The organism is Ktedonobacteraceae bacterium (assembly GCA_035653615.1).
GTDB lineage: Bacteria > Chloroflexota > Ktedonobacteria > Ktedonobacterales > Ktedonobacteraceae > DASRBN01.
Genome location: DASRBN010000044.1, coordinates 190795 through 211075 on the forward strand (window position 1 = coordinate 190795; position 20281 = coordinate 211075).

The following is a 20281-nucleotide window of genomic DNA, read 5'->3' on the forward strand; positions in this document are numbered from 1 at the left end:
GGCCTTTTCTCATGGTATGATGTTCGCCGGTTGTAGCTCAATAAGCGCCTTTCCATCAAGATTGGCGCTGGCTATATCCAGCAAACTGAGGATCGTGGGAGCGACATCCTCCCCCGAAGGTTCTCGCACGTCATCGCGTACCCGTGCTCTTTCAGGCAGATTTCCCAGTAACAAAACTCCGCTCATCGTGCGCTCGCCCGAAATAAAGCGGCGGAGTGGTTCCTGCGTCACGAGCGGGACATACAATTGTGTATCCACGCCGAAATCGCTGCGTAGCTCAAAAAGAATATCTGGGAAGCGCTCAAGAAATTTGCCGCTGTAGACATCCTCACGCGTCTTTACCCAGTTGACGATGCGCTGCCCTTTTACCCGCAATTGCGTCAGATCTTCCAGCAGCGCCATGCGTACCTGTTCATATGTGTGCTTGCTTTGCTCGATACACGCGCGATTCAGCCTGATCCCACCAAAAGGACTGGTACCGGCAAGGTCCGCCAGACGCGCAACCGTTTTCTCGACAAGGACCTCGGAAAGCTTGTGATGTACGTCCCTACGGCTTGTCAGGGAGGACGTGCTTTCCGGCATCCCACCCCATAATTGCAAGTGTGTGAATAATGCAGCCGGTCGTATATTTCTCCGCCTCGCCAGGTAACGCCGGTTGAGCCAGCTCTGTGACCTTGAGCGAGGCGCCAGGAGTTGCCGGCCGCGCAGCCATTCATTGACCTGCAGGCGTCGTATGCAGCGTCTTCCAAACCCGTAGCCGCTCGCTATCACCAGCACGCATTCCTGGCCAAGGGCCGCTCTAAAGCTATTGGTGATGCGGTCGAACAGAGCATAAAAATCCGCGATAAGATGCGCGTATGCAGTGCTACCGGGATAGCCAGGATCAGCCGGGTCGCTATAGCGCCACAACAGGTGTTGTACGTAATCCAGCGCATCGAACCGCAAGAAAAAGAGGTCCCATGGCTCGCGTTTCAACAACTTCAGACTCCTGGCCGCCTGCTCTGAGGTCCTTTCATAGAGCACCCGGCAGAAATCATCCGGCTTTCGTAGCAAAGAGATTATAGACAAATCTTCCTGATTTCTGCCTATCTCCGTGTTTGCGAAGACTCGCTTGCCCGCGCGTCTTGCCATATCCCAGAATGTTTCACCCTCGACTATGCTTTGTTCCGGTAATGCTGCATGCTCCCTATTCTCGAAGTCTTCCCTGTTGTTCATCCCTGAGATGCCATGATTGGCGGGATTTCGTCCTGTATAGATGGTGGCCCAGGCTGAAACAGGCACAGGGGGAAAACTGGATCGACATTCTAGAAATGGCGATTCCAGCATCAAGTGTCGCATAGCGGGCAATGATGATCCATATACGCGCAAAAGGTCGGGGTCCAATCCACTGATTCCAAGCATCACAACTTTTGTCATTCCACAGTCCCCCTTCAATCAACATCCGCTTCAGCTAAATGAGCAGGCTCCTACCATATATGATAATGAGCAACAGATATCATACTTATCAATTTGTCACGCTATGTCATACTGTACTATGAAGATGCTATCAGGAGAGGCATATGAATGTGTATGTAAACGTATGTATGTACGAACAGGTGGATATGTGGGGCTGGAGGGGAATATGCTGTTACAACATTCAAAAACACTCTCTTTTGCGAAAAAGTCAGGTGTTGTCCGACCGGGTGCCGCGCGTTTATGTATCGTCGGCTGCGCTACCTTGCTCGGCTTCTGCTCAACGGCTCTGATTGCGCGCTCGCTAGGGCCGACGGCCTTCGGCAGTTACTCTTTTATTCGCTGGCTCGCGACCGTCGCGGCACCTGTCACCGGCATCGGCATGTCCGCGCTTACTGCCCGCTACACCAGCGATATTGCGAGCCGCGAATCGCCGCGGTTAATGGCCGGAATCTTCTACTTTGTGTGGCGACATCACTATCGTAAAATTCTGCTCTATTGCCTGGCCTACCTCTTGCTGGTTCTTCCATTTTCGCGTTTTTTTGGCGGCAATGCGCCTGGCTTCCTGCTGCTCATGGCAGGCTTAGCGGTTCCCCCTCTGCTTTTGAACGGGGTAGCCAGCATTACCCTGCGCAGCCTGCGCTGTTACGACCTGCTGGCAGCTATCCAGCTTGTAGGCGCAATCGTTCTGCTGCTGCTCGTTTTGTGGGCCATTTATACGCAGTTGCCGGGCAGTGGAATAACCATTGCAACTGCAGGAGCGACAACGAGGGCTACCGGCGATTGGCCATACCTGGACACCGGGCAAACGCTGGCAGCATTTTTTTTGCTTGCCTCCGCTGCGGCGAATCTTTTTATGCTCACCATCGCGTTGCTCTACATCATACGCTTGCTGCCGCTCAAAGAATCGCTTGCGCCCGGTCCGCTTCTGAAGCAGCGCCTCACACAGGGGCTGAGCAACTCACTGCTGCTCTTCATCCTGGATGGCATCGTCTGGCAGCCTTGCGAACTGCTCCTTCTGGGACATGGGTACAGTGCCGCTGAACTCGGCTTCTACATGCTCAGTTCAATGCTAAGTACCGCCTTCATGAACATCCCTCCCGTGCTGCTCTCAAGCTGCCTGTTGCCATTCCTCCTGCGCTATGTTCCCGGCCAGCATTATTTGAATGCGACCGAAGCATGGATCAAAACGACGGTCTATACCGCGCTGCTCGCTCTCCCCATAGCTATCCTGATGTTTATATATAGTCCCAATATCATCACATTCTGCTTTGGAGCTGCCTACCTGCCGGCGGTCACACCTTTCCGCATCCTGCTCATCTCCGCTGCGCTGGGCAGTATCGCGACAACCAGCATCACCCGCCTCGCCTCCTCGGGTCGCAAGTGGGCGCAGGTCTGGCCGGGCGCGGCGGCAGCAATTCTCAACCTCGTCCTGGCTTTCCCATGCATCGCCATCTGGGGAGTTCCCGGCGCGGCACTTGCAAGCGCCGCTGCCCAGGTCATATATGCCACCTGCTCAATAATCCTCTGTCGCAGGTGTATGCTGGAGGTGCGCCGGTGAGTACACGGCAAAGATCGCGCCTCAATACGCGCAAGTCTGATCGCGCGAGCGCGGAACATAGGCATGAGCGAGAAGCGCCCGTAGCCCGAAAATCTCCTTATTTCAGCGTGATTCTCTGCACCTACAATCGCCGCAACCTGGTTCTCACCACATTGGCTAGCCTGCGTCGTCAAACGCTTGCCTACGATGAATTTGAAGTTATTGTGATAGACAATGGCTCCGGCGATGGCACGCTTAACGCGGTGCGCGCTTATGTAGATGCCGGTGCGCGGACAAAGCAATCGCCTGACCATAGTTGGAGGGTGCAATGCCTGGTTGAGCCGCAGAATGGCCTGGCCTATGCGCGCAACACCGGATTATTAGCGGCATCAGGCGAAATAGCCGTTTTTCTCGATGATGACGCTGTGGCAGACCCATATTTTCTTGCGCGACTGCGGGCGGCATACGAAGCTACCGGCGCCTGCGCTATTGGCGCGCGTGTCGAGCTGCGTTGGGAGGCGAAACGCCCCCACTGGCTCTGCGATGATATGCTCGAGATGCTGGGATACTTTGCCCCGGCGAGCGAACGCGTGCAACTGGCTGAAACGCAAAATTTTAGCGGTTGTGGCTTCTCAGTAAAGATCGAAGCGCTGCGGGCCGCCGGCAACTTCACACCGTTTCTGAGCAAGCGTATGCATCTTCCAGGCGATGCGGAAGTCGCGGACCTCTGCCGCCGCCTGCGCTCCGCCGGCTGCACGCTCTGGTATGAGCCAGAGGCCGTTGTGATGCATCGAGTAACCGCGCCGCGGCTGGTTCGTGCGTTCTTTACCGGGCGCGCATACTGGCAGGGGCGATCCGAGGTGCTGGCGCACTACAGGGACGCTAGCTATCGCAAAGCGGGCGCTTTGCTGCGAGCTGCCCTGTGTGATGTGCGCGCAATAGCGTTTCTCGGCCTGATACATCGTCCCCTGCTGCGCCTGGCGGGGCGGCCATCGAGCGAGCGGCTGCTCGCCACCATGGACCAGGCTCGCAGCAGGGGACGCCTGCAGCAACATCTGGCATTCCTCATGCGCGCCCCGGCAGCATTCACGACGCCCGCTGTGCTATTCATTCGCTCAACCACGCCAGACCCGACCGCGGATGTATTCGTGCAAGCGCTGTCTGCTCAGGATATCGAAAGTCTTATTCAAGGCGCTGAGATTCCGCTTTCATGGCTCTGGCAGCATCGCGCTTCCGAAGAGCAAGCGCTGGGCATCATACACTTTTACCGTCCAGGAGCGCTGCGCCTGGCATACCGGCAGCGAAAAAGGCTCTGGTTTCGTCTCTGGCTGGCGCACCAGTGGGGAATACGCATTGTTACAACGGATGCCGGGGGCTGGTGGCAGAGTACGCATGGGCTGCGCTTTCACTCGCCTCGCCTGCTCGAACGCAAGCTCATGTATGCCAGCGACGCGATCATAGCATATACACGCCAGCCGGATCAGCTCTACCGCGATAAAACGCTGCGCCGGCGCGCGCGTTGCCTGCCTCATCCCGGCTTTCGCGGTTATTATCCATTCGCTCCCATCCGCGCAACAGCTCGTTTGCGACTCGACTTCCCTGTCAACGCCGGTTTTGCCTACCTGTGCCTGGCTTCGATGCAAACTGAGCGCGAACTGCTCTACCTGCTCTCAGCATTTTCTGAGATGACCGGTCGGTCAGATCGATCACATGTTCGAGATAAAGCATCACCTGCGCACGGGGAGCCGCAACTACTGCTCGTGGGGCGCCCGGTTGATACAAGAATGCCCGGGCGTATCTTGAAACTGGCGGCGCATAATTCCGCCATTCACCTGCACCTGGCAGAGCCTTCCAAAGAGGATATTGCTCTTTACATGGGGGCAGCTGATGCCCTGGTGCTGCCCCATTTCGCCATTCATAGCGCCGGGATGCTGGAGATGGCCATGCTGGGACTCTCTTTTGAACGCGTCGTAATTGCACCCAACCTGCCACGTTTTCGCGGTATGCTGCCACCACGCGCCAGCGTCCTCTATGAAGCGGGCAGTCGTGATTCACTGACCCAGGCAATGATCGCCGCACAAACACTCGATTACAGGCTTTCAGAACAGGAAGCGCTGGCTCTGGATGCCGTGGGCGGTTGGGGTCACTATGTGCAGCGCCTCTTGAAGATCTACCAGGAGCTGGCCGGGACAAAAGGGGGTGTAATGCGCTTTGGCAACCCCTGATGAATTTTCACCAGCCCAATCGATCCTGTCATTCTGAGCGCAGCGAAGAATCCCTGCGACCACGAAGGCAGATTCTTCGCTGCGCTCAGAATGACAGGGCCGATATTGCTCGTTATAGGGCACAGACAAGTTACTGTTGAGTGCAATTTTATAACACCCCGCTTGATTCCTCCACAAACTCTTAACATATTCTCAACTTTTTTATTACGCATTACCCCCTATCATCAGCATGGATGTTCAGGTTATCAATCATCAATTCTTACCGGCACAGTGCGGAGAGAACCTATGTCGAGAATATTACGTCTGCTACTACTTATACCCCTGGCTGCGGCCATAGTGATAGGCGTATTCCTGATACGTGGCAAAATCCCGGTCGCATCGGCTTCGTGCGGTTCGTGGTCAGATCAGGCGCCTGCACCCGTCAATGGCAACAACAGCTTGCTGGCGGTTGCAGCTGTGGATGCAAACACGGCCTGGGCTGTTGGCGATAATAACAATTCGACGCTAATCGAGCAATGGAACGGCACAGGCTGGCAGGTTGTTCCCAGTCCCAACAGCCCGGCATCCGAACTGGATGTCCTCGATGGCGTTGCCGCTGCTGCCGCGAACGACATCTGGGCCGTGGGCTATGAGAATACGGGTGGCCTGGATGCGACATTGATTGAACACTGGGACGGCACAAGCTGGACTATCATCGCCAGCCCCAATATCGCGGGAACCAGCAACCGGCTGAACGCCGTAACGGTAATCTCTTCGACCGATGTCTGGGCCGTTGGATATTCCGGCACCAACGCTTCGCAGACGCTTATCGAAAACTGGAACGGCACAGGCTGGAGTATTGTCTCCAGCCCCAATGTGGGGACAGAGCTGAACTACCTCAACGGCGTGGCGGGAGATGCAGCCGGTGATATTTATGCTGTGGGCGAATATGAGAATCTCGGCGTCGATACCACAACCTTCCAGTCACTCATCCTGCATTATGATGGTACCAATTGGAGTGTTATGCAAAGCCCCAATCAGGGCAACGAGAGCAACTGGTTGCAGTCTATCACGCTCATCGGCGGCACGACCCGGTTCCTGGCCGTGGGCTATTATGGAAACGGCGACTATGTCAATACGCTGATCGAGCAATGGGATGGCAGCAACTGGACTGTTGTCTCCAGTCCTAACGGCGGTTCATATAACAGCATGTTGTATAGCGTAAGCTCCCCCGATGCCAACAATGCCTGGGCCATCGGCTTCTACAACGGCAGCACGGTAACGAATCAGACGCTGATAGAATACTTCAACGGTACAACCTGGAGTGTTGTACCCAGTCCCAATGTCGGCTCCTACGAAAATGACCTCTTCGCAGTTGCCGCTTACAACGATAATACCGTCTGGGCCGTTGGAGATAATTTGACGACGCAAGTCGGCAGCCCGCAGGCACTGATCGAGTTCTACTGCTAACCGGATACACCAGTAGGGGCGGGGATAGCGATGGATGGGTGGTGGGGAAGCTTGCTCCGCCCACCCGTCCCATAGTTGGAAGAAGCAAAAAGTCCCTTAGAATATCGCTCATAGTATGTTATCATATAGAGAGATGGTTTTTTGCTGTCCCTGTTCTTTCACCAGCACCCAAAGGAGCGTGCCCGATGATTGCAAGAGACATTATGACCCGCAAGGTATGTACCATCCAGCCGGAGGCCAGCGCGCAGGAAGCGGCGCAACTGCTTTACAGCCACCGTATCAGTGGCGCGCCCGTAGTTGATGCTGATGGCAAGCTGATCGGTATTATTACCGAGGCCGACATTATCAGCAAAGTCAACCGCGATGGATTGCGTGTTGGCGATATTATGAGCCACGAGCTGCTGGTCGTTAACGAGGAGACGCCCGTCAGCGAGATTGCCATGCTCCTCACCGAACGCAAGATCAAGCGTGTCCCGGTTGTAGAGAATGGCAAACTGGTAGGTATCGTCAGCCGCGCCGATATCGTTCACGCTGTCGCGCAAGGCCACCTGATCATTCGCCAGTGGTAGTCCACGTAGCAATCTTTCTGTCCCCTTATGAGACTTTTTTCCCGCTTTATTCGTTCATACCTTGATGGATAAGGTAAAGGAGAAAAAGTCAGCAATCCGTATGCCGTACCCTGTGAGTAGAAAACACCGGCGCATCAGCAGGGAAATGTTCTGTGTTCTTGCGCTCATTTTCCTCGCCACGCTGATGCGCTTTATCCTCATTTCTTATAACTGGCCGGTGACCAATAGCGATGAAGCCAATATGGGCATCCTGGCGCGCCATATCGCCTATAATGGCGAATGGCCCATTTTCTTCTATGGTCTGCCCTACCTGGGTCCACTGGAGGGCTATATCGCCGCCCCGTTATTTCATCTCTTCGGCCCCTCGACCTTCACCTTGCGACTCGGCCTTTTGCCATTCTATCCGCTTTTTGTCATCTGCATGTATTATCTTACCCGCTTGCTCTATACGCGGAAACTTGCCCTCTTTACTCTCGTACTGTTCTGTTTTGGTTCAGCGGAAATCATCACACGGCAAGTCAAAGCAGTTGGTGAATACCCGGAGACGCTCTTCTTTGCGGCTTTCATCAGCTTCGTCGTCTCCTGGCTGGTTCTCTCATATCATTCTTCCAACGAAAAAGACTCGCGTAAGATTAACGAACAAATCGAACAACCCCACGAAGCCGATAAATCGGCGCTGGGCACGGTGAACCGGCCCCTACGGCTCCGCCGTAGGCCCCGATTTATCGCGGGCAGCGCCGATTTATCGGCCTCGTGGGAATCGATGATCGGAACCGATAATCGGACTACTGCGCGGCGCATCTTTATTTACGGCGTTCTGGGCCTGGTGGTGGGTCTTGCGCTCTGGGTCGATTTCCTGATCTTGCCTTTTCTCGCCACCGCTGCCATGCTTTTACTCCTGTTCTGCCGTCGCGAACTTCGCTCATGGGCAGGTCTTTGCCTGTTGTTGGGTATTGTGATCGGCGCTTTTCCCCTCATTTATTACAATGTGACCGCGCCAATACAGCAGAATTCACTCGTGGTTTTGTTCAGCATTGATCGTTCTGGCTCCCAGTTGCATCTTCCATTCTTACAGCAGATCGTTGGCACGCTGATGATCAGCCTGCCGGACGCAACCGGGTTTAATCCGCTCTGCCCGACGCAGGCTTTCCCCTACTTTGGGACGCCAGACGTGTCTTGCATCGTTCTCCAGACCGGTTGGAGTCTCGGCTACTTGATTTTGTGGACAATTGCCACATGTTTTGCGGTGGCTGCGATCTGGCGCGGGCGCAGGGGCGCCTTGTTGCTGAACCCGAACTGGTCATTTGAGGAGCGGCAACAGGTGATACGCCAGTTCTGCCGCCTGATGCTACTGATGAGCGCGGGTGGCACCATTTTGCTATACGCTCTCAGCACTGTCGCCGCCACCTTTCCCGCGCCGACTGCCCGCTACCTTGAATGTATACTCGTTGCCCTGCCCGCGGTAATCTGGCCGTTGTGGAAAGGATTGAGTGACGGGCATGTGTCGCGTTTGTTCGCAAACTGGAAAAGTGGTACCGGCTTGCTTGTACGAGTGGGCTTACTGTTGCTCATCCTGTTCATGTTTGTGCTGGGAACATTCAGTACTTTTACTCAGATTCCGGAGGCACAAGCAGCCTATGCACAACAAAACGCGCTGGCACAGGATCTGCTCGAACTTCATGCCACGCGCATCTATTCTGAGTACTGGACCTGCAATCGCCTCATTTTTCAAAGTCAGGAGCAGATTATTTGCAGTTCGCTCGATGATAACCTTAACCCCGGCTTCGACCGTTATGCCCCTTATCGCGCCATCGTCAGAGCAGCTCCCCATCCTGCTTACGTCTTTCCGCAGGGCAGTCCCCAGGTACGGCTCCTCGATGCCAGAATGCGCGGCGACCCCCGGTTCAGCAATGCTTTTCAGCGCCTGGCACTGGAAGGATACGTGATCTATCTCCCCAGAGGATAAAGAACTGGTGATTATCCAGAAGAATCTCGCGACGCACCTGGCTAATCAGCAGTCCTAGATAATGGAATCAATTCTGGCGTTCAGTTATAATAGGCATCATGTAGGCAGCACTATTCCGAGGCTTGAGAGGATCAAATTGAAAAGCACAACACAGGGAAACACTACACAGAAAAATACTTCACAAAAACACTCGTCACACGTGGCACGCGAGATAATTGAAACCATCGCACTGACGCTCTTCATCTTCATTGTCATTCACTTCACTGTGCAGAACTACCTTGTCGATGGCATCAGCATGCAACCCGGTCTGCAAAATGGTGAATACGTACTCGTCAATAAAGTCGCTTACCTCTTCCATTCTCCTGAACGCGGAGATGTGATTGTCTTTGAATGGCCGCGCGATACGACGAAAAATCTTATTAAACGCGTTATCGGCCTGCCAGGTGATACACTGGTACTGACCGGCAAGACCGTCACGGTGGATGGGGTCACGCTGAAGGAACCATACATCAGCGCGCCCGTTAACTTCATCGGCGAAACGGTGCATGTTCCGGCTAATGAATATTTCGTCATGGGCGATAATCGCCCTGCAAGCGATGATTCGCGTGATTGGGGTCTATTGCCCAGGGATGATATCATCGGTAAAGCCGTCATGGTTTACTGGCCGAGCAACCATTGGCAGCTTATCAACACCTATTCGTCGGTTTATGCTCAAATCAAACCCGGCTCGTGACAGAAAGCGAGGACTCCATGGCTCACTCGGATTCGGAATATCCCCTGCACCAGCCACAGGGCAGAAAGCGCCGTGAACCATTCGACGCTGAAACAGAGATCGACGACTTTGAATCGGAGCATGGCGCCGGTAGCCCTCGCAGGTCGCGCTTTCAGACTCACGCGCCCTTTCACCAGCGTAATGCGCCATATACTCCTCAATTGCCCCCGTGGAGGACGCGCAATACGCTGATCATTGGCTTCATCACCGGCATTATCGTCGCTCTACAGGGCATCATCGTGACCCTTCTCAACGCACCCATTTACAACAGCGTAAAACACGTGCCTCAAGGCCAGATGACCTTGAACCAGCTCGGAACGCTCGTTGGCCTCTTTTGCCTGACATCGTTCATCAGCCTGCTGTTCTACTTTATCGCGGGCTTCATTACGGGCAAAGTCGCGGTTGATCGCAGGCTGGGCTTTCTGGCCGGTTTTCTGGCCGGCATCGTCGCCTCTGTCATCAACTATCTTATCCACCAGGTTCCTCAATATCCCGATGCCACTACGCCCGGCTTTAATGGCGGAGCGGGCGGTATCGTGAGCGGGTTCTTAGGCGCTCTGGTCTTGCTGGCAGTAACGGCCCTGGTAGCGGCAGCTGTAAGCTACCTGGGGGCAAGGATCGCCTCGCGCAATCACGAATTTTATACCGGCTACGAAGAGTGAGCTAACCGGCGTCTTTATCCGTCATCGTATCCGCCTCTCTCCATGGGGGCGATTCGCCATGTGCCTCCATCTCCTGCTCGCGCTCGTCGCGGGCAACCTCGTAGATCACTCCAACCTGGGGTGAGGGCAGCAATTCGGTATCGATCTGCTGGAGCAGGCCGTTCAGACCGCCTCCCGGCAGCGGCTCGACCTGCATCCGTGCTACCTTCCCATCCCTCACTGTGAAGCGCGTGCGCGTTTGCGGCAGCTCGACAGATATGCCCGTGTATGGAACAAGTGGCACGCCAAACATAGGCAGGCTCAGCGTCTGTGTATGCGTCCCCGATATCTGTATGAAGGCATCCACTATGCCATCTTCCTCACGCGTGTCGCTCAGATTGAAGGTATAATCGGGCATCGCGGCATGCAGCTCGCTTTGGAGGGCCAGAAATTCGCCCTTATCCAGTGCCTGTGGCGTCCAGCCCTCGAACACAAAATCGTCCATCATATATTGCGCTGCCATATCCATATCGCCGGATTGCAGGGCCGTGATAAATGTCTGTACTATCTCTGTGGCGTTCAATACAATATCCTCCTTACTATCTGACCATTACCATGTACACGAATAAGGACAGAGAAGGAGAGGCATCATCACTCTTCCTCAATATTTTCGTTCTCCGGTGCCAGCGTATATTCCGCCGGCGCGAAGAAGACCAGGATCATCAAATCCTCGGTGATCGAGTGAAAGCGATGTTCGACGTTCGCGCCCACGAAGACTATTGTACCCGGCTCCACAGCTCGATTCTCCTCGCCTACCTGGATGGCGCCGCGCCCGCTGACGATATAGTAGACTTCATCTTCTGTATGTGGCTCTTGCAAATCGATTCCACCAGCGGAGAGCTTGTACAGCCCCATACTGAGGGCAGGAACGCGCAAAAATTCCAGGTACGCGTCAATCGATTGACCGTGTTGATGAACCAGTTCGGAGAGTTCAAAAGCGTCCATATTGTTTATTTCCTCACAACTCTGTTTCGCAGTGTGCCAATGCCATCGATCTCGGTTTCTACCACATCGCCATCGTGTAGATACTCGGGTGGGTTGCGCGCAAAGCCTACGCCGCTGGGCGTGCCGGTGGCAATGATATCGCCCGGCTCCAGCGTCATGCCCAGCGAGAGATCGGCAATGATCCTGCTCACGGTAAAGATCATCTGGTTGGTATTGCCGTCCTGCCTGGTCACGCCATTGACGCGCAGGCAAAGATGCACTTCCTGCGGGTCAGGAATCTCATCGGCGGTCACGACCCATGGCCCCATCGGGCAGTAGCCATCAATGCTTTTGCCCTTGAAAAATTGCTTGTGGCGCGATTGCAGGTCGCGAGCGGTGACATCATTCAGAACGGTATAGCCAAAGACGTGCGAGAGAGCATCCTCCTCGCGAATATTCTTGCCGCCCTTGCCAATAATCACCGCCAGTTCGGCTTCCCAGTCGATCTGCTCCGAGACCGCCGGGTCGATCACGATGTCGCCGTATGGCGCATTGACCGTGGTCGGAGCCTTGGTGAAGATCACAGGATATTCCGGCAAGCTGGCATCCTGGCCGCGTATGGCCGCCGTCTCCCGCCGGTGTTCGGCATAATTCCAACCCAGGCACATGATATTCCTGCGCGGGCGCGGAATAGGGGCCGCAAGTTGCACATTGCTCAAATCGTGCGCGGCCCCAATATCGATGAACGTTTTGACCTCGCTAAAGCGCCGGTTGCCGGCTTTCTCCAGGATCGCGTGCAGGCTCTGCATTCCTTGCTCATAATGATCGAGCAAGTCAAGCATGTGTTCGTATGGAGCCACATTCAGCGCCCGTGCCGCCAGGTCAACATCGACGATTTCATTGTCCTTCACGATGCCCAGGCGCACCTGCGGAATATCGCTCGTAGAAAAGCTTGCCAGTCTCATAAAGACCTCCTTGCTTACAGTAAATAGCCTGGTGATTATTCAGAAGTTGGCCGGGATTCTTCGCTGCGCTCAGAATCCCTGACGCGAAGTAGCCCACAGTCCGCTTACGCACTTCTGGGTAATCATCAGAAATAGCTTCTGTTCAGAATTGTTATCTATATGGTACGATAACAGCAAGGTGTATTTCAAAGTCAAACAAGAATGGAGAACAATCTATGGCGGTTCAGCCTCGCATAGCCTCGGCGGTAATGGTATTGCGCGACGCGGCAGCAGGAGATGGCATCGAAGTATTTATGGTGCGACGCGTCATCCAGAGCGATTTTATGCCGGATGTCTACGTGTTCCCCGGTGGTTCCGTACAGCCGGATGATCGCGCTGCCGAGCTTGAGGTAGGTGTCAGCATGCCTGTTGCGCAATCTCTCGCCGACCCGGAAGGCCATACTATGCCGGGCAGCGGTGTGCGTGCAGCAGCCATCCGCGAATTGTTCGAGGAAGCAGGCGTCCTTCTTGCATACAGGGGCGGAAGCATACTGGCATTCAACGATGAAAATATGGCGCGTTTCGAGACATACCGCCAGGCTTTCAATGAGCGTAAGGGCTCGCTGGTAGAGATGGCGCGCGCCGAAAACCTGGTGCTGGCAACCGACAGGCTGGGCTATTTCGCGCACTGGATTACTCCCGAGGGTATGCCCAAGCGTTACGATACCTATTTCTTTGTGACCACCGCACCAGAGGAACAGCAGGCCGCGCATGATCGCCTGGAAACCAGCGAGGGCATCTGGATCGCGCCCTCTGAAGCCCTGGCGCGTTTCGAGCGCAACGAATTTCCGCTCGTCTTTGCCACCATCCACCAGCTGCGTGACCTCGCCGCATTTTCCAGCGTGAAGCAGGCCCTGGAATCGACAACGACACAACACGTCCCCACACGCATGCCGGTACTGATTGAGGAAAATGGGAAAAGAAGGGTCTTCTTGCAAGAGGATGCAAACAATATGTGGGTGGTACCGGAAAATATGATAAGAATGTAAAACAGGAACATAGACCTATGCGAAATGAACTACTGAGCTGGTTTGCGCGGGAAGGGCTGCTCCTGCACGATGTCATAACGTCGGGAGACGAACCGGAACACGACGAAATCAAAGTAACAGTCAAAGCGCCCATCATCGCTCTGAGCCGTGCCGCGAGCGATTTTCGCGAATGCCCAGATCCCGTCCTGTTTGGCTACCCCGAATCCAGCCTCGATATGATGACGCTAGAAGATTTCCATGCCTTCGTGTATGAATGGTTCGAGCGCGCGGTGGCGGCAGGCATGGGCCGCTGCTTCGTCTGTAACAAAGTGCTGGATATGGGAAATGAAAAGCCCTGGGACGCCGTATTTGTGAGCTATGACTGGCATTGCTGGCTGCTGGTACATTTCGATTGCAAGAAATATCTCAATCGTGACCTCAAAGGGCGCAATCCTTTTGAAGTCGCCTTGCAGCCACCCGAATTTTTTGATATGCGATTAACATGAGGCAGTCCCTGCCCTATGTTTGTAAAAGGCGAAAGAGATGGATAAGAATCAGGTTGCCAATGTATTGGATGAGGTTGGCACGCTGCTGGAATTAAAGGAAGGAACCAGCCCGTTCGAGGTACGCGCTTACCAGAACGCGGCCCGTTCTGTGAACGCGCTCGACGGTGATATCGAGCAGCTGGTGCGCGAAGGCAAGCTGAAAGGCGTGCCGGGACTGGGGCCAACGATCATCAAGCGCATCGAAGAGCTGGTCAATACCGGCCATATGGAGATGTATGACGAGCTGGTTGCCACTACACCCGCCATCAAGCTCGAAATGATGCGCATTCCGGGCGTAGGGCCGAAGAAGATCAACGCCATCTACACCCAGTTGCACGTCAACAGCATCGCCGAGCTGGAGCAGGCGTGCAAAGAGGGGAAGGTGGCCGCGCTGCCCGGCTTCGGCAAGAAGACGCAGGACAACATCCTGCAAGGGCTGGCCTTTCTCGCGCAACATTCCGGTCGTTTCCTCTATCCCGTGGCCGAGGAAGAGGCGGAGCGCATCTACAAGGTGCTAAGGGCCATACCGGAGATTGTGCGCCTGGAGATTGGCGGAAGCCTGCGCCGCCGCCGCGAGACGATTGGCGATATCGACATGGTGGCAAGCGTGGCCGATGACGCCGGCATTGACGTGCGGCGCAAGATCATGGACGTGTTCACCAGCCAGCCCTCGGTCGAAGCGATCACCGGCAAGGGCGACACAAAGTCGAGCGTGGTTCTCAAATCCGGCATCAATATGGACCTGCGCGTCGTCAACGACAGCCAGTTCCCCTACACGCTGCACCATTTCACCGGCTCCAAAGAGCATCACATCCCCCTGCGGCGGCGCGCGCTCAGCATGAACATGACCATCAACGATTATGGCCTCTTCAAGGGCAAGGAGCCGAACCTGGAGCTTATTCCGTGCAAGGATGAGGCAGATATCTATGCCGCGCTGGGCATGGACTACATCGAACCCGAGTTGCGCGAAGATATGGGCGAGATCGAGGCTGCTATCCAGCACAAGCTGCCCAGACTGGTGCAGATGAGCGATATTAAGGGCATACTGCACGTGCATTCGGTCTGGAGCGATGGACAGAATACCATTCGCGAGATGGCCGAGGCATGCATCGCGCGGGGCTTTACCTATCTCGGCATGAGCGACCATAGCAAAGTCGCGGCCTATGCCGGCGGGCTGAATGAAGATGCCCTGCGCCGCCAGGGCGAGGAGATCGACCGCCTGAACGAAGAATTCGCGGGTCGCATTCATATCCTCAAAGGGACAGAATGCGATATCCTGCGCGATGGCTCGCTCGATTTTCCCGACGATGTGCTGGCGAGCCTGGATTTTGTCGTCGCCTCCATCCACAGCCAGTTCAATCTCTCGCCCGAAGAGCAAACACAGCGCATGCTGCGCGCCATCGCGAACCCCTATGTCGATATCATCGGCCACCCGACCGGACGCATCCTGCTCGGCAGAGAGGGCTACTCGCTGGATGTAGAGGCGATCATCGATGCCGCCGCCGAACATCACGTCAGCATCGAAATCAACGCCCATCCCTCGCGACTCGACCTGGATTGGCGCTACCTGCATCGCGCGCGCGACAAGGGCATGAAAATCCCCATCGATCCCGACGCGCACAGCATCGATGGACTGGATGTCTTGAAATACGGCGTGAATATAGCGCGCAAAGGCTGGCTGCGTCCCCAGGATGTACTGAATGCCATGCCGTTGCAGGAACTGCTGGATTATTTCAGGAAGAGAAGAACGGGCCGCAAGTGAGGACTTACTAGTTGAAGCATCTTGATTATGGGATTTCACAAAATAGTTTGGCAAGGGACGCGGGCCGATAAATCGGCCCGCGTGGACCACCGGATGAATACATTAAAATTCCTAATCAAGATTTTTCCACTGGCTCCCCGTCCATATCCAGGTTTTGGCCTGTCTATTAGCTTTATCTCCTGTCGTTGCCAGGACAAGGATATACTGGCGAGCAGCATCGTAGGCAGCACTATTGTAGCCGCCGCTGGGAGCGGGCATGGCGGATTGCTCGACCCAGGTAGTACCATTCCAGAGCCAGGTATCGGACAACTGCGTGCTGGCAGCTTCGCCCCCAAAAAGGACGAGTTGCTGGCTCGCCGCGTCATAAACCATGCAAGCATGGATACGGGCCGGCGGACTGCTGGCGGAATGTAGCTGCGTCCAGGTGTGGCCATCCCAGGCCCAGGTATCGTTGAGAGAATTGCCTGCTCCCCCACCAAAGAGAATGACCTGCCCGGTCGCCGCATCATAGGCCATGCTGGCCCCGAAGCGCGCCGGAGGCGAAGTGGGCGGGTGCAACTGCGTCCAGGTGTGGCCATCCCAGGTCCAGGTATCATTCAAGGCAGGCGAGAAATGGCCTTGCTGGCTCTCACCGCCAAAGAGCAGCACCTGCCGGTTGGCCGCCTCATAGACCATCGCGGCATCATCGCGTGCGACGGGTGAGCTGGCGGGGTACAACTGCGTCCAGGTCTGCCCATTCCAGGTCCAGGTATCACCCAGGTCGGTGCCGCTGTCGCTGACACCGCCAAAGAGTAGCACGGTGCCGGTCGCCGCATCATAGGCCATGCTGGCACCGTCGCGTGCTGGAGGTGAGGTGGATGGATGTAAGGCAAGCCAGGTCTGGCCATTCCAGGCCCAGGTATCATTCAGCTTCCCGGCAGGCGCGCCAGTCCCACCAAAGAGCAGGTCCATCCCCATCCCTGGATCATATACCATGCTGCTGGCCTCTCTTGTTGGAGTAACCTCGGACAAAGAAGGAGTAGGGCTGGCCAGGGTCTTCACTGTTGGCGTGACCGCAGGCGATGATTGGTTTGTTGGAGTGTCCGTGCTGCAAGCAATTACCAGGAAAGCCATACCGGGAAGGAGTATGGCTAGAGCAAGCTTTTGCAATAAACGTGTCTGCTTAACGGTATTGCTTTCTTGCCGCTCTATTCGATCAGCGTTATTTAGTTGGATGCGATTGATACCATATCCAGGTTTGAGCTTGTACATGGGCTTTTGCTCCTATATTTTATTTTTTAAACAGCGCTGGATCAGCACAAAAAACTGTAGACACCAACATGAGCTTAACTGTATAATAATAGAGGTAACTTTGAAAATCAACTTTATAAGACTAATTGAGAAGGATAATATGTGGGCAATTTACCCATAAGCTCCACTACTATTCGTTTTGTCGGATTACCGGCTCTACTCCTTCTGGCCCTCTCTCTGCTGCTTACAGCATGTGATACCAGCGCCGTAGGCATAGGCCAAAAAGCAGCGACTCCCACGTTTCAGGAAGTAGATGGCACGCCAAAAGGTCCTGGCTCCGCGAACCTGACCGCCACCGCGCGAGCCACACCCATCGTTACCGTTTGTCCCACGTTTAGCGTCGCACCGGCTTCTACCACCGGATGGAAGCTCTATAGGGATACACGCTTTCCATTCCAGTTTGCCATTCCCCCAGGCTGGAAGGCTGGCTCATTCAATGGCAGCAGCGCAGATGGTTCGGATACGTACTACGAGGTTGCAGTATTACCGGATGCGAGTACATTTCCTTTTGAACACGCAAGTGGTGCTCCTGAGGAGTTTGAAATATCAATAGGTCTTACTACCCCTCCATTCAATCCATCAAGTGATCCTACATGGATAGCAGAAAGAACTCCTATTACCATCAGCGGAACGAAGGCTAATTTATATGATCGAACCTCTCCAGATTGTGGAGAATATGATCGTACCACAGTAGCCGAATTTGGGCAGCATCAATTTACCTTCTATACGGGAATATATGCTCCTGGAAAGGCGCAGCAGGATATCTCGCTGTTTTTAGGAATATTGCGGAGCTTTAAGTATACAGGATAATCTGAACTTTTTCTCCGGCGTTTTTTGCGGTGAGGACAAGTGGGGCGGGATTCTTCGCTGCGCTCAGAATGACATGCCCCGGACACAGCCAGCTGTGTCCGGGGCATGTCATTCTGAGCGCAGCGAAGAATCCTCGCGCACTTTTCAGGCAACGTGGGCTTACCTGATTCTGGAATGGGGAATCAGCAGGAGGAATTATGGGTGAGGCAGTATGCCCATGAAGGAGATGACGCCACATGTGCATACTATTCCTCTCCCTATAGTAATACTGTACCATGTTTCATGACTGTATGCCAGATTGCTTTATTTTGTACTATGTGTCGCACTTATCCCAACTGTTTGAGCCGGGTCACGCTATCAATCGGCCAGCGCCTCGGCTCCTTGAGCGCCACTGGCGATGACCTGGCGGCGTTTGAAGCCGTACCAGTAGATGCCGCCGACGACGAAGAGGACAACCAGCGAGAACTCAAAGATGGGAGTGCCACCCAGTACAGGAATATTGGCCCAGGAAGTGAAAGCCGCTCCCATCGTCGGATTGGTGTACGTATTACGTAGCCCACCGAACCACAGGAAGTTGATGAGCATCAAACCGCCGTAGATTAGCGCCAGTATATTGATCGGGATGCCCCATCCACCCAGGCTAAAGGGCGTGCGAACGCGCGGCCAGCCTTTAAAGCGAGCGCGGAGAGAGGCGATATTGTTCATGAAGTACGAGAGGTAAATCATGCCTGTCGCGCCGGTGACCAGAACGCCGATGGCCTGGCTATACAGGAATGGGAGAGCCGAGAGCACCGCAACAGCAATGCCCGCCCACAGGGGAGTGCGCAGCCCAGGGCTGACTGTTCCCCAGACTTTGCCGAATGGCAGGCGCTCATCGCGGCCCATCGAGAACATCAGGCGAATGGTAGCGGATTGGATAGCCAGCGTGCAGACGCACACGGCTACCAAGACCACCGCCAGGTAGACATTGCCCCACGCGGTACCCAGCGCATCCTGAATAATCGCGGGCAGCGTGTTTGTGTAGTTTGCTCCGGCGGCGATGGCCTCAATTTTGGCGGGATTTTGAATGGAAAGGATGGTACCGCCCAGGAAGAGGACACCGGCGATCATCGAAAGCCCAATCGCCCATAGCACGCCGCGCGGCGCATTCCTCTGCGGGTCTTTCGTTTCTTCGCCCAGGGTTCCCGCCGTATCGAAGCCGTAGATGACGAACAGGGACATGAACAGCGCCGCGGCGAAAGCGCCGAAGTAGCTGGTGCCGAAGCCAGGCGTCCACGGATTATCAGGGGTCTGGATGGGTGAGACGGGTCCCGTGAAGAGGAAACCGAGTGACTGGTGATGGAAGAAGATCAGCAGCACGAGCGCGAACAGGAACATGCCGATGATCTCCGCCGCTACGCCGATATTATTGATGAAAGCTACCAGCCTGACGCCCGCGACATTAATAATCGTGCCGACGATTATTGAGACCAGCGCAATGAAGACGGCGATGGGCATGCCCAGGACACTTGCAGGCATATTGGGGAAGATGGCCAGCAAAGGAATAGGCACGGTATAGGCAACCGCCGTGATGGTGAGAACGCCGGCAAAGAAATAAATCCAGCCGGTGAACCAGCCCAGGCTATGACCGGAGAGTCGCTTGCTCCATTGATAGATCGAGCCTGCGATGGGGAAATGCGAGGACAGTTCGGCGAAGTTCAGCGCTACGATGAACTGTCCGATGGCCACAATGGGCCATGTCCAGAAGAATGCCGGGCCTCCTGCCAGGATGCCGAGATAAAAGAGAGAGAAGGTGCCGGTGGAGACGGAGATGTAGGAAAAGGCAACCGCGAAGTTGGAGAGGAAACCAAGCGTGCGCCGCAGTTCCTGCCGGTAGCCAAACTTTTCCAGTAATGCCTCATCTCGCTCCTGCTGCTGTTGAGATAGGTCGCTTTGGGCCATGTGAGAAAGCCTCCTTCGAGATGATTCCAATGATCAATCAAAAGAGAACGGCTTCACTCGCCTCTTTAAGTAAGACGAGCGATAAAAAGGGGTTAGTAAGGGTCATAATGCAGGCATATCCTGGAGAGGTCTTTGTGGAACGCCCTTATTGACCACACAACAGCTATAGATTTGCGGAATTCGTGCTGATGGATTGGGAAAAATTGCATATTCGTAACAATCCGTTATGAATAGTCCGAAATCTTTACCTGTTGCTACTACATAGTAGAGTCTAACATATTTCATTGCTAATAAGCAATGTTCACATAATCCATATGGCGAAGATGGTTGTTTTGGAGAGGGACTTCCCCAAACCACCTGATA

The 20281-nt window shown here is 54.8% G+C and carries 17 protein-coding genes; 11 read left to right on the forward strand and 6 right to left on the reverse strand.

Annotation, left to right across the window (positions count from 1 at the left end; genetic code table 11):
- Positions 1 to 9: 9 nt before the first annotated feature.
- Positions 10 to 1416 carry an alkaline phosphatase family protein gene (locus VFA09_27745; protein HZU71100.1) on the reverse strand — a complete coding sequence of 469 codons (1407 nt, stop codon included), beginning with the start codon at positions 1414 to 1416 and terminating at the stop codon, positions 10 to 12.
- A gap of 205 nt (positions 1417 to 1621) precedes the next feature.
- Here VFA09_27745 and VFA09_27750 point away from each other — a divergent pair, with 205 nt between their 5' ends.
- From VFA09_27750 to VFA09_27780, 7 genes are all read left to right on the forward strand, one after another.
- Positions 1622 to 3013 (forward strand): oligosaccharide flippase family protein, encoded by a 1392-nt coding sequence (locus VFA09_27750; protein ID HZU71101.1) that lies wholly within the window; start codon positions 1622 to 1624, stop codon positions 3011 to 3013.
- Entirely contained in the window at positions 3010 to 5217 is a 2208-nt protein-coding gene (locus VFA09_27755) for a glycosyltransferase (protein HZU71102.1), read from the forward strand. Before VFA09_27750 ends, VFA09_27755 begins: the two co-directional genes overlap by 4 nt.
- 285 nt (positions 5218 to 5502) lie before the next feature.
- Positions 5503 to 6666 carry a hypothetical protein gene (locus VFA09_27760; GenBank protein ID HZU71103.1) on the forward strand — a complete coding sequence of 388 codons (1164 nt, stop codon included), beginning with the start codon at positions 5503 to 5505 and terminating at the stop codon, positions 6664 to 6666.
- Between the two features lie 185 nt (positions 6667 to 6851).
- On the forward strand, positions 6852 to 7235 hold the full coding sequence (locus VFA09_27765; protein ID HZU71104.1) for a CBS domain-containing protein: 384 nt from the start codon (positions 6852 to 6854) through the stop codon (positions 7233 to 7235).
- Positions 7236 to 7335: 100 nt separating this feature from the next.
- Positions 7336 to 9201 (forward strand): hypothetical protein, encoded by a 1866-nt coding sequence (locus VFA09_27770; protein HZU71105.1) that lies wholly within the window; start codon positions 7336 to 7338, stop codon positions 9199 to 9201.
- Positions 9202 to 9337: 136 nt separating this feature from the next.
- Entirely contained in the window at positions 9338 to 9934 is a 597-nt protein-coding gene (lepB, locus tag VFA09_27775; protein ID HZU71106.1) for a signal peptidase I, read from the forward strand.
- Between the two features lie 17 nt (positions 9935 to 9951).
- Entirely contained in the window at positions 9952 to 10635 is a 684-nt protein-coding gene (locus tag VFA09_27780) for a YrzE family protein (protein ID HZU71107.1), read from the forward strand.
- 1 nt (position 10636) lies between these two features.
- On the opposite strand, the gene VFA09_27785 is transcribed toward VFA09_27780, so the two are convergent.
- From VFA09_27785 to VFA09_27795, 3 genes are all read right to left on the reverse strand, one after another.
- Positions 10637 to 11197, reverse strand: a complete 561-nt coding sequence (locus tag VFA09_27785) for a nuclear transport factor 2 family protein (GenBank protein HZU71108.1) — start codon at positions 11195 to 11197, stop codon at positions 10637 to 10639.
- Positions 11198 to 11265: 68 nt separating this feature from the next.
- Positions 11266 to 11619, reverse strand: a complete 354-nt coding sequence (locus tag VFA09_27790) for a cupin domain-containing protein (protein ID HZU71109.1) — start codon at positions 11617 to 11619, stop codon at positions 11266 to 11268.
- 5 nt (positions 11620 to 11624) lie between these two features.
- Positions 11625 to 12563, reverse strand: coding sequence for a fumarylacetoacetate hydrolase family protein (locus VFA09_27795; protein ID HZU71110.1), 939 nt, complete (start codon positions 12561 to 12563; stop codon positions 11625 to 11627).
- A gap of 215 nt (positions 12564 to 12778) precedes the next feature.
- On the opposite strand from VFA09_27795, the gene VFA09_27800 reads away from it, so the two are divergent.
- The 3 genes from VFA09_27800 to polX are packed head-to-tail and all read left to right on the forward strand — an operon-like array spanning position 12779 to position 15877.
- A complete protein-coding gene (locus tag VFA09_27800; GenBank protein ID HZU71111.1) occupies positions 12779 to 13591 on the forward strand; it encodes a hypothetical protein in 813 nt (270 codons plus the stop codon).
- A gap of 17 nt (positions 13592 to 13608) precedes the next feature.
- A complete protein-coding gene (locus VFA09_27805; protein ID HZU71112.1) occupies positions 13609 to 14076 on the forward strand; it encodes a hypothetical protein in 468 nt (155 codons plus the stop codon).
- Between the two features lie 37 nt (positions 14077 to 14113).
- Positions 14114 to 15877, forward strand: a complete 1764-nt coding sequence (gene polX, locus VFA09_27810; protein HZU71113.1) for a DNA polymerase/3'-5' exonuclease PolX — start codon at positions 14114 to 14116, stop codon at positions 15875 to 15877.
- 111 nt (positions 15878 to 15988) lie between these two features.
- Here polX and VFA09_27815 read toward each other — a convergent pair whose 3' ends face one another.
- Positions 15989 to 17128 carry a kelch repeat-containing protein gene (locus tag VFA09_27815; GenBank protein ID HZU71114.1) on the reverse strand — a complete coding sequence of 380 codons (1140 nt, stop codon included), beginning with the start codon at positions 17126 to 17128 and terminating at the stop codon, positions 15989 to 15991.
- A gap of 141 nt (positions 17129 to 17269) precedes the next feature.
- On the opposite strand from VFA09_27815, the gene VFA09_27820 reads away from it, so the two are divergent.
- Positions 17270 to 17977: a hypothetical protein gene (locus tag VFA09_27820; protein HZU71115.1), complete on the forward strand. Its 708-nt coding sequence runs from the start codon at positions 17270 to 17272 to the stop codon at positions 17975 to 17977.
- Positions 17978 to 18334: 357 nt separating this feature from the next.
- On the opposite strand, the gene VFA09_27825 is transcribed toward VFA09_27820, so the two are convergent.
- On the reverse strand, positions 18335 to 19918 hold the full coding sequence (locus tag VFA09_27825; protein ID HZU71116.1) for an amino acid permease: 1584 nt from the start codon (positions 19916 to 19918) through the stop codon (positions 18335 to 18337).
- Positions 19919 to 20281: the final 363 nt, after the last annotated feature.

Coding starts and splice junctions, on each gene's coding strand:
- VFA09_27745 (HZU71100.1), bottom strand. CDS start 1,416: ATGACAAAAGTTGTGATGCTTGGAATCAGTGGATTGGACCCCGACCTT.
- VFA09_27750 (HZU71101.1), top strand. CDS start 1,622: ATGCTGTTACAACATTCAAAAACACTCTCTTTTGCGAAAAAGTCAGGT.
- VFA09_27760 (HZU71103.1), top strand. CDS start 5,503: ATGTCGAGAATATTACGTCTGCTACTACTTATACCCCTGGCTGCGGCC.
- VFA09_27765 (HZU71104.1), top strand. CDS start 6,852: ATGATTGCAAGAGACATTATGACCCGCAAGGTATGTACCATCCAGCCG.
- VFA09_27770 (HZU71105.1), top strand. CDS start 7,336: ATGCCGTACCCTGTGAGTAGAAAACACCGGCGCATCAGCAGGGAAATG.
- VFA09_27780 (HZU71107.1), top strand. CDS start 9,952: ATGGCTCACTCGGATTCGGAATATCCCCTGCACCAGCCACAGGGCAGA.
- VFA09_27790 (HZU71109.1), bottom strand. CDS start 11,619: ATGGACGCTTTTGAACTCTCCGAACTGGTTCATCAACACGGTCAATCG.
- VFA09_27795 (HZU71110.1), bottom strand. CDS start 12,563: ATGAGACTGGCAAGCTTTTCTACGAGCGATATTCCGCAGGTGCGCCTG.
- VFA09_27800 (HZU71111.1), top strand. CDS start 12,779: ATGGCGGTTCAGCCTCGCATAGCCTCGGCGGTAATGGTATTGCGCGAC.
- VFA09_27805 (HZU71112.1), top strand. CDS start 13,609: ATGCGAAATGAACTACTGAGCTGGTTTGCGCGGGAAGGGCTGCTCCTG.
- polX (HZU71113.1), top strand. CDS start 14,114: ATGGATAAGAATCAGGTTGCCAATGTATTGGATGAGGTTGGCACGCTG.
- VFA09_27815 (HZU71114.1), bottom strand. CDS start 17,128: ATGTACAAGCTCAAACCTGGATATGGTATCAATCGCATCCAACTAAAT.
- VFA09_27825 (HZU71116.1), bottom strand. CDS start 19,918: ATGGCCCAAAGCGACCTATCTCAACAGCAGCAGGAGCGAGATGAGGCA.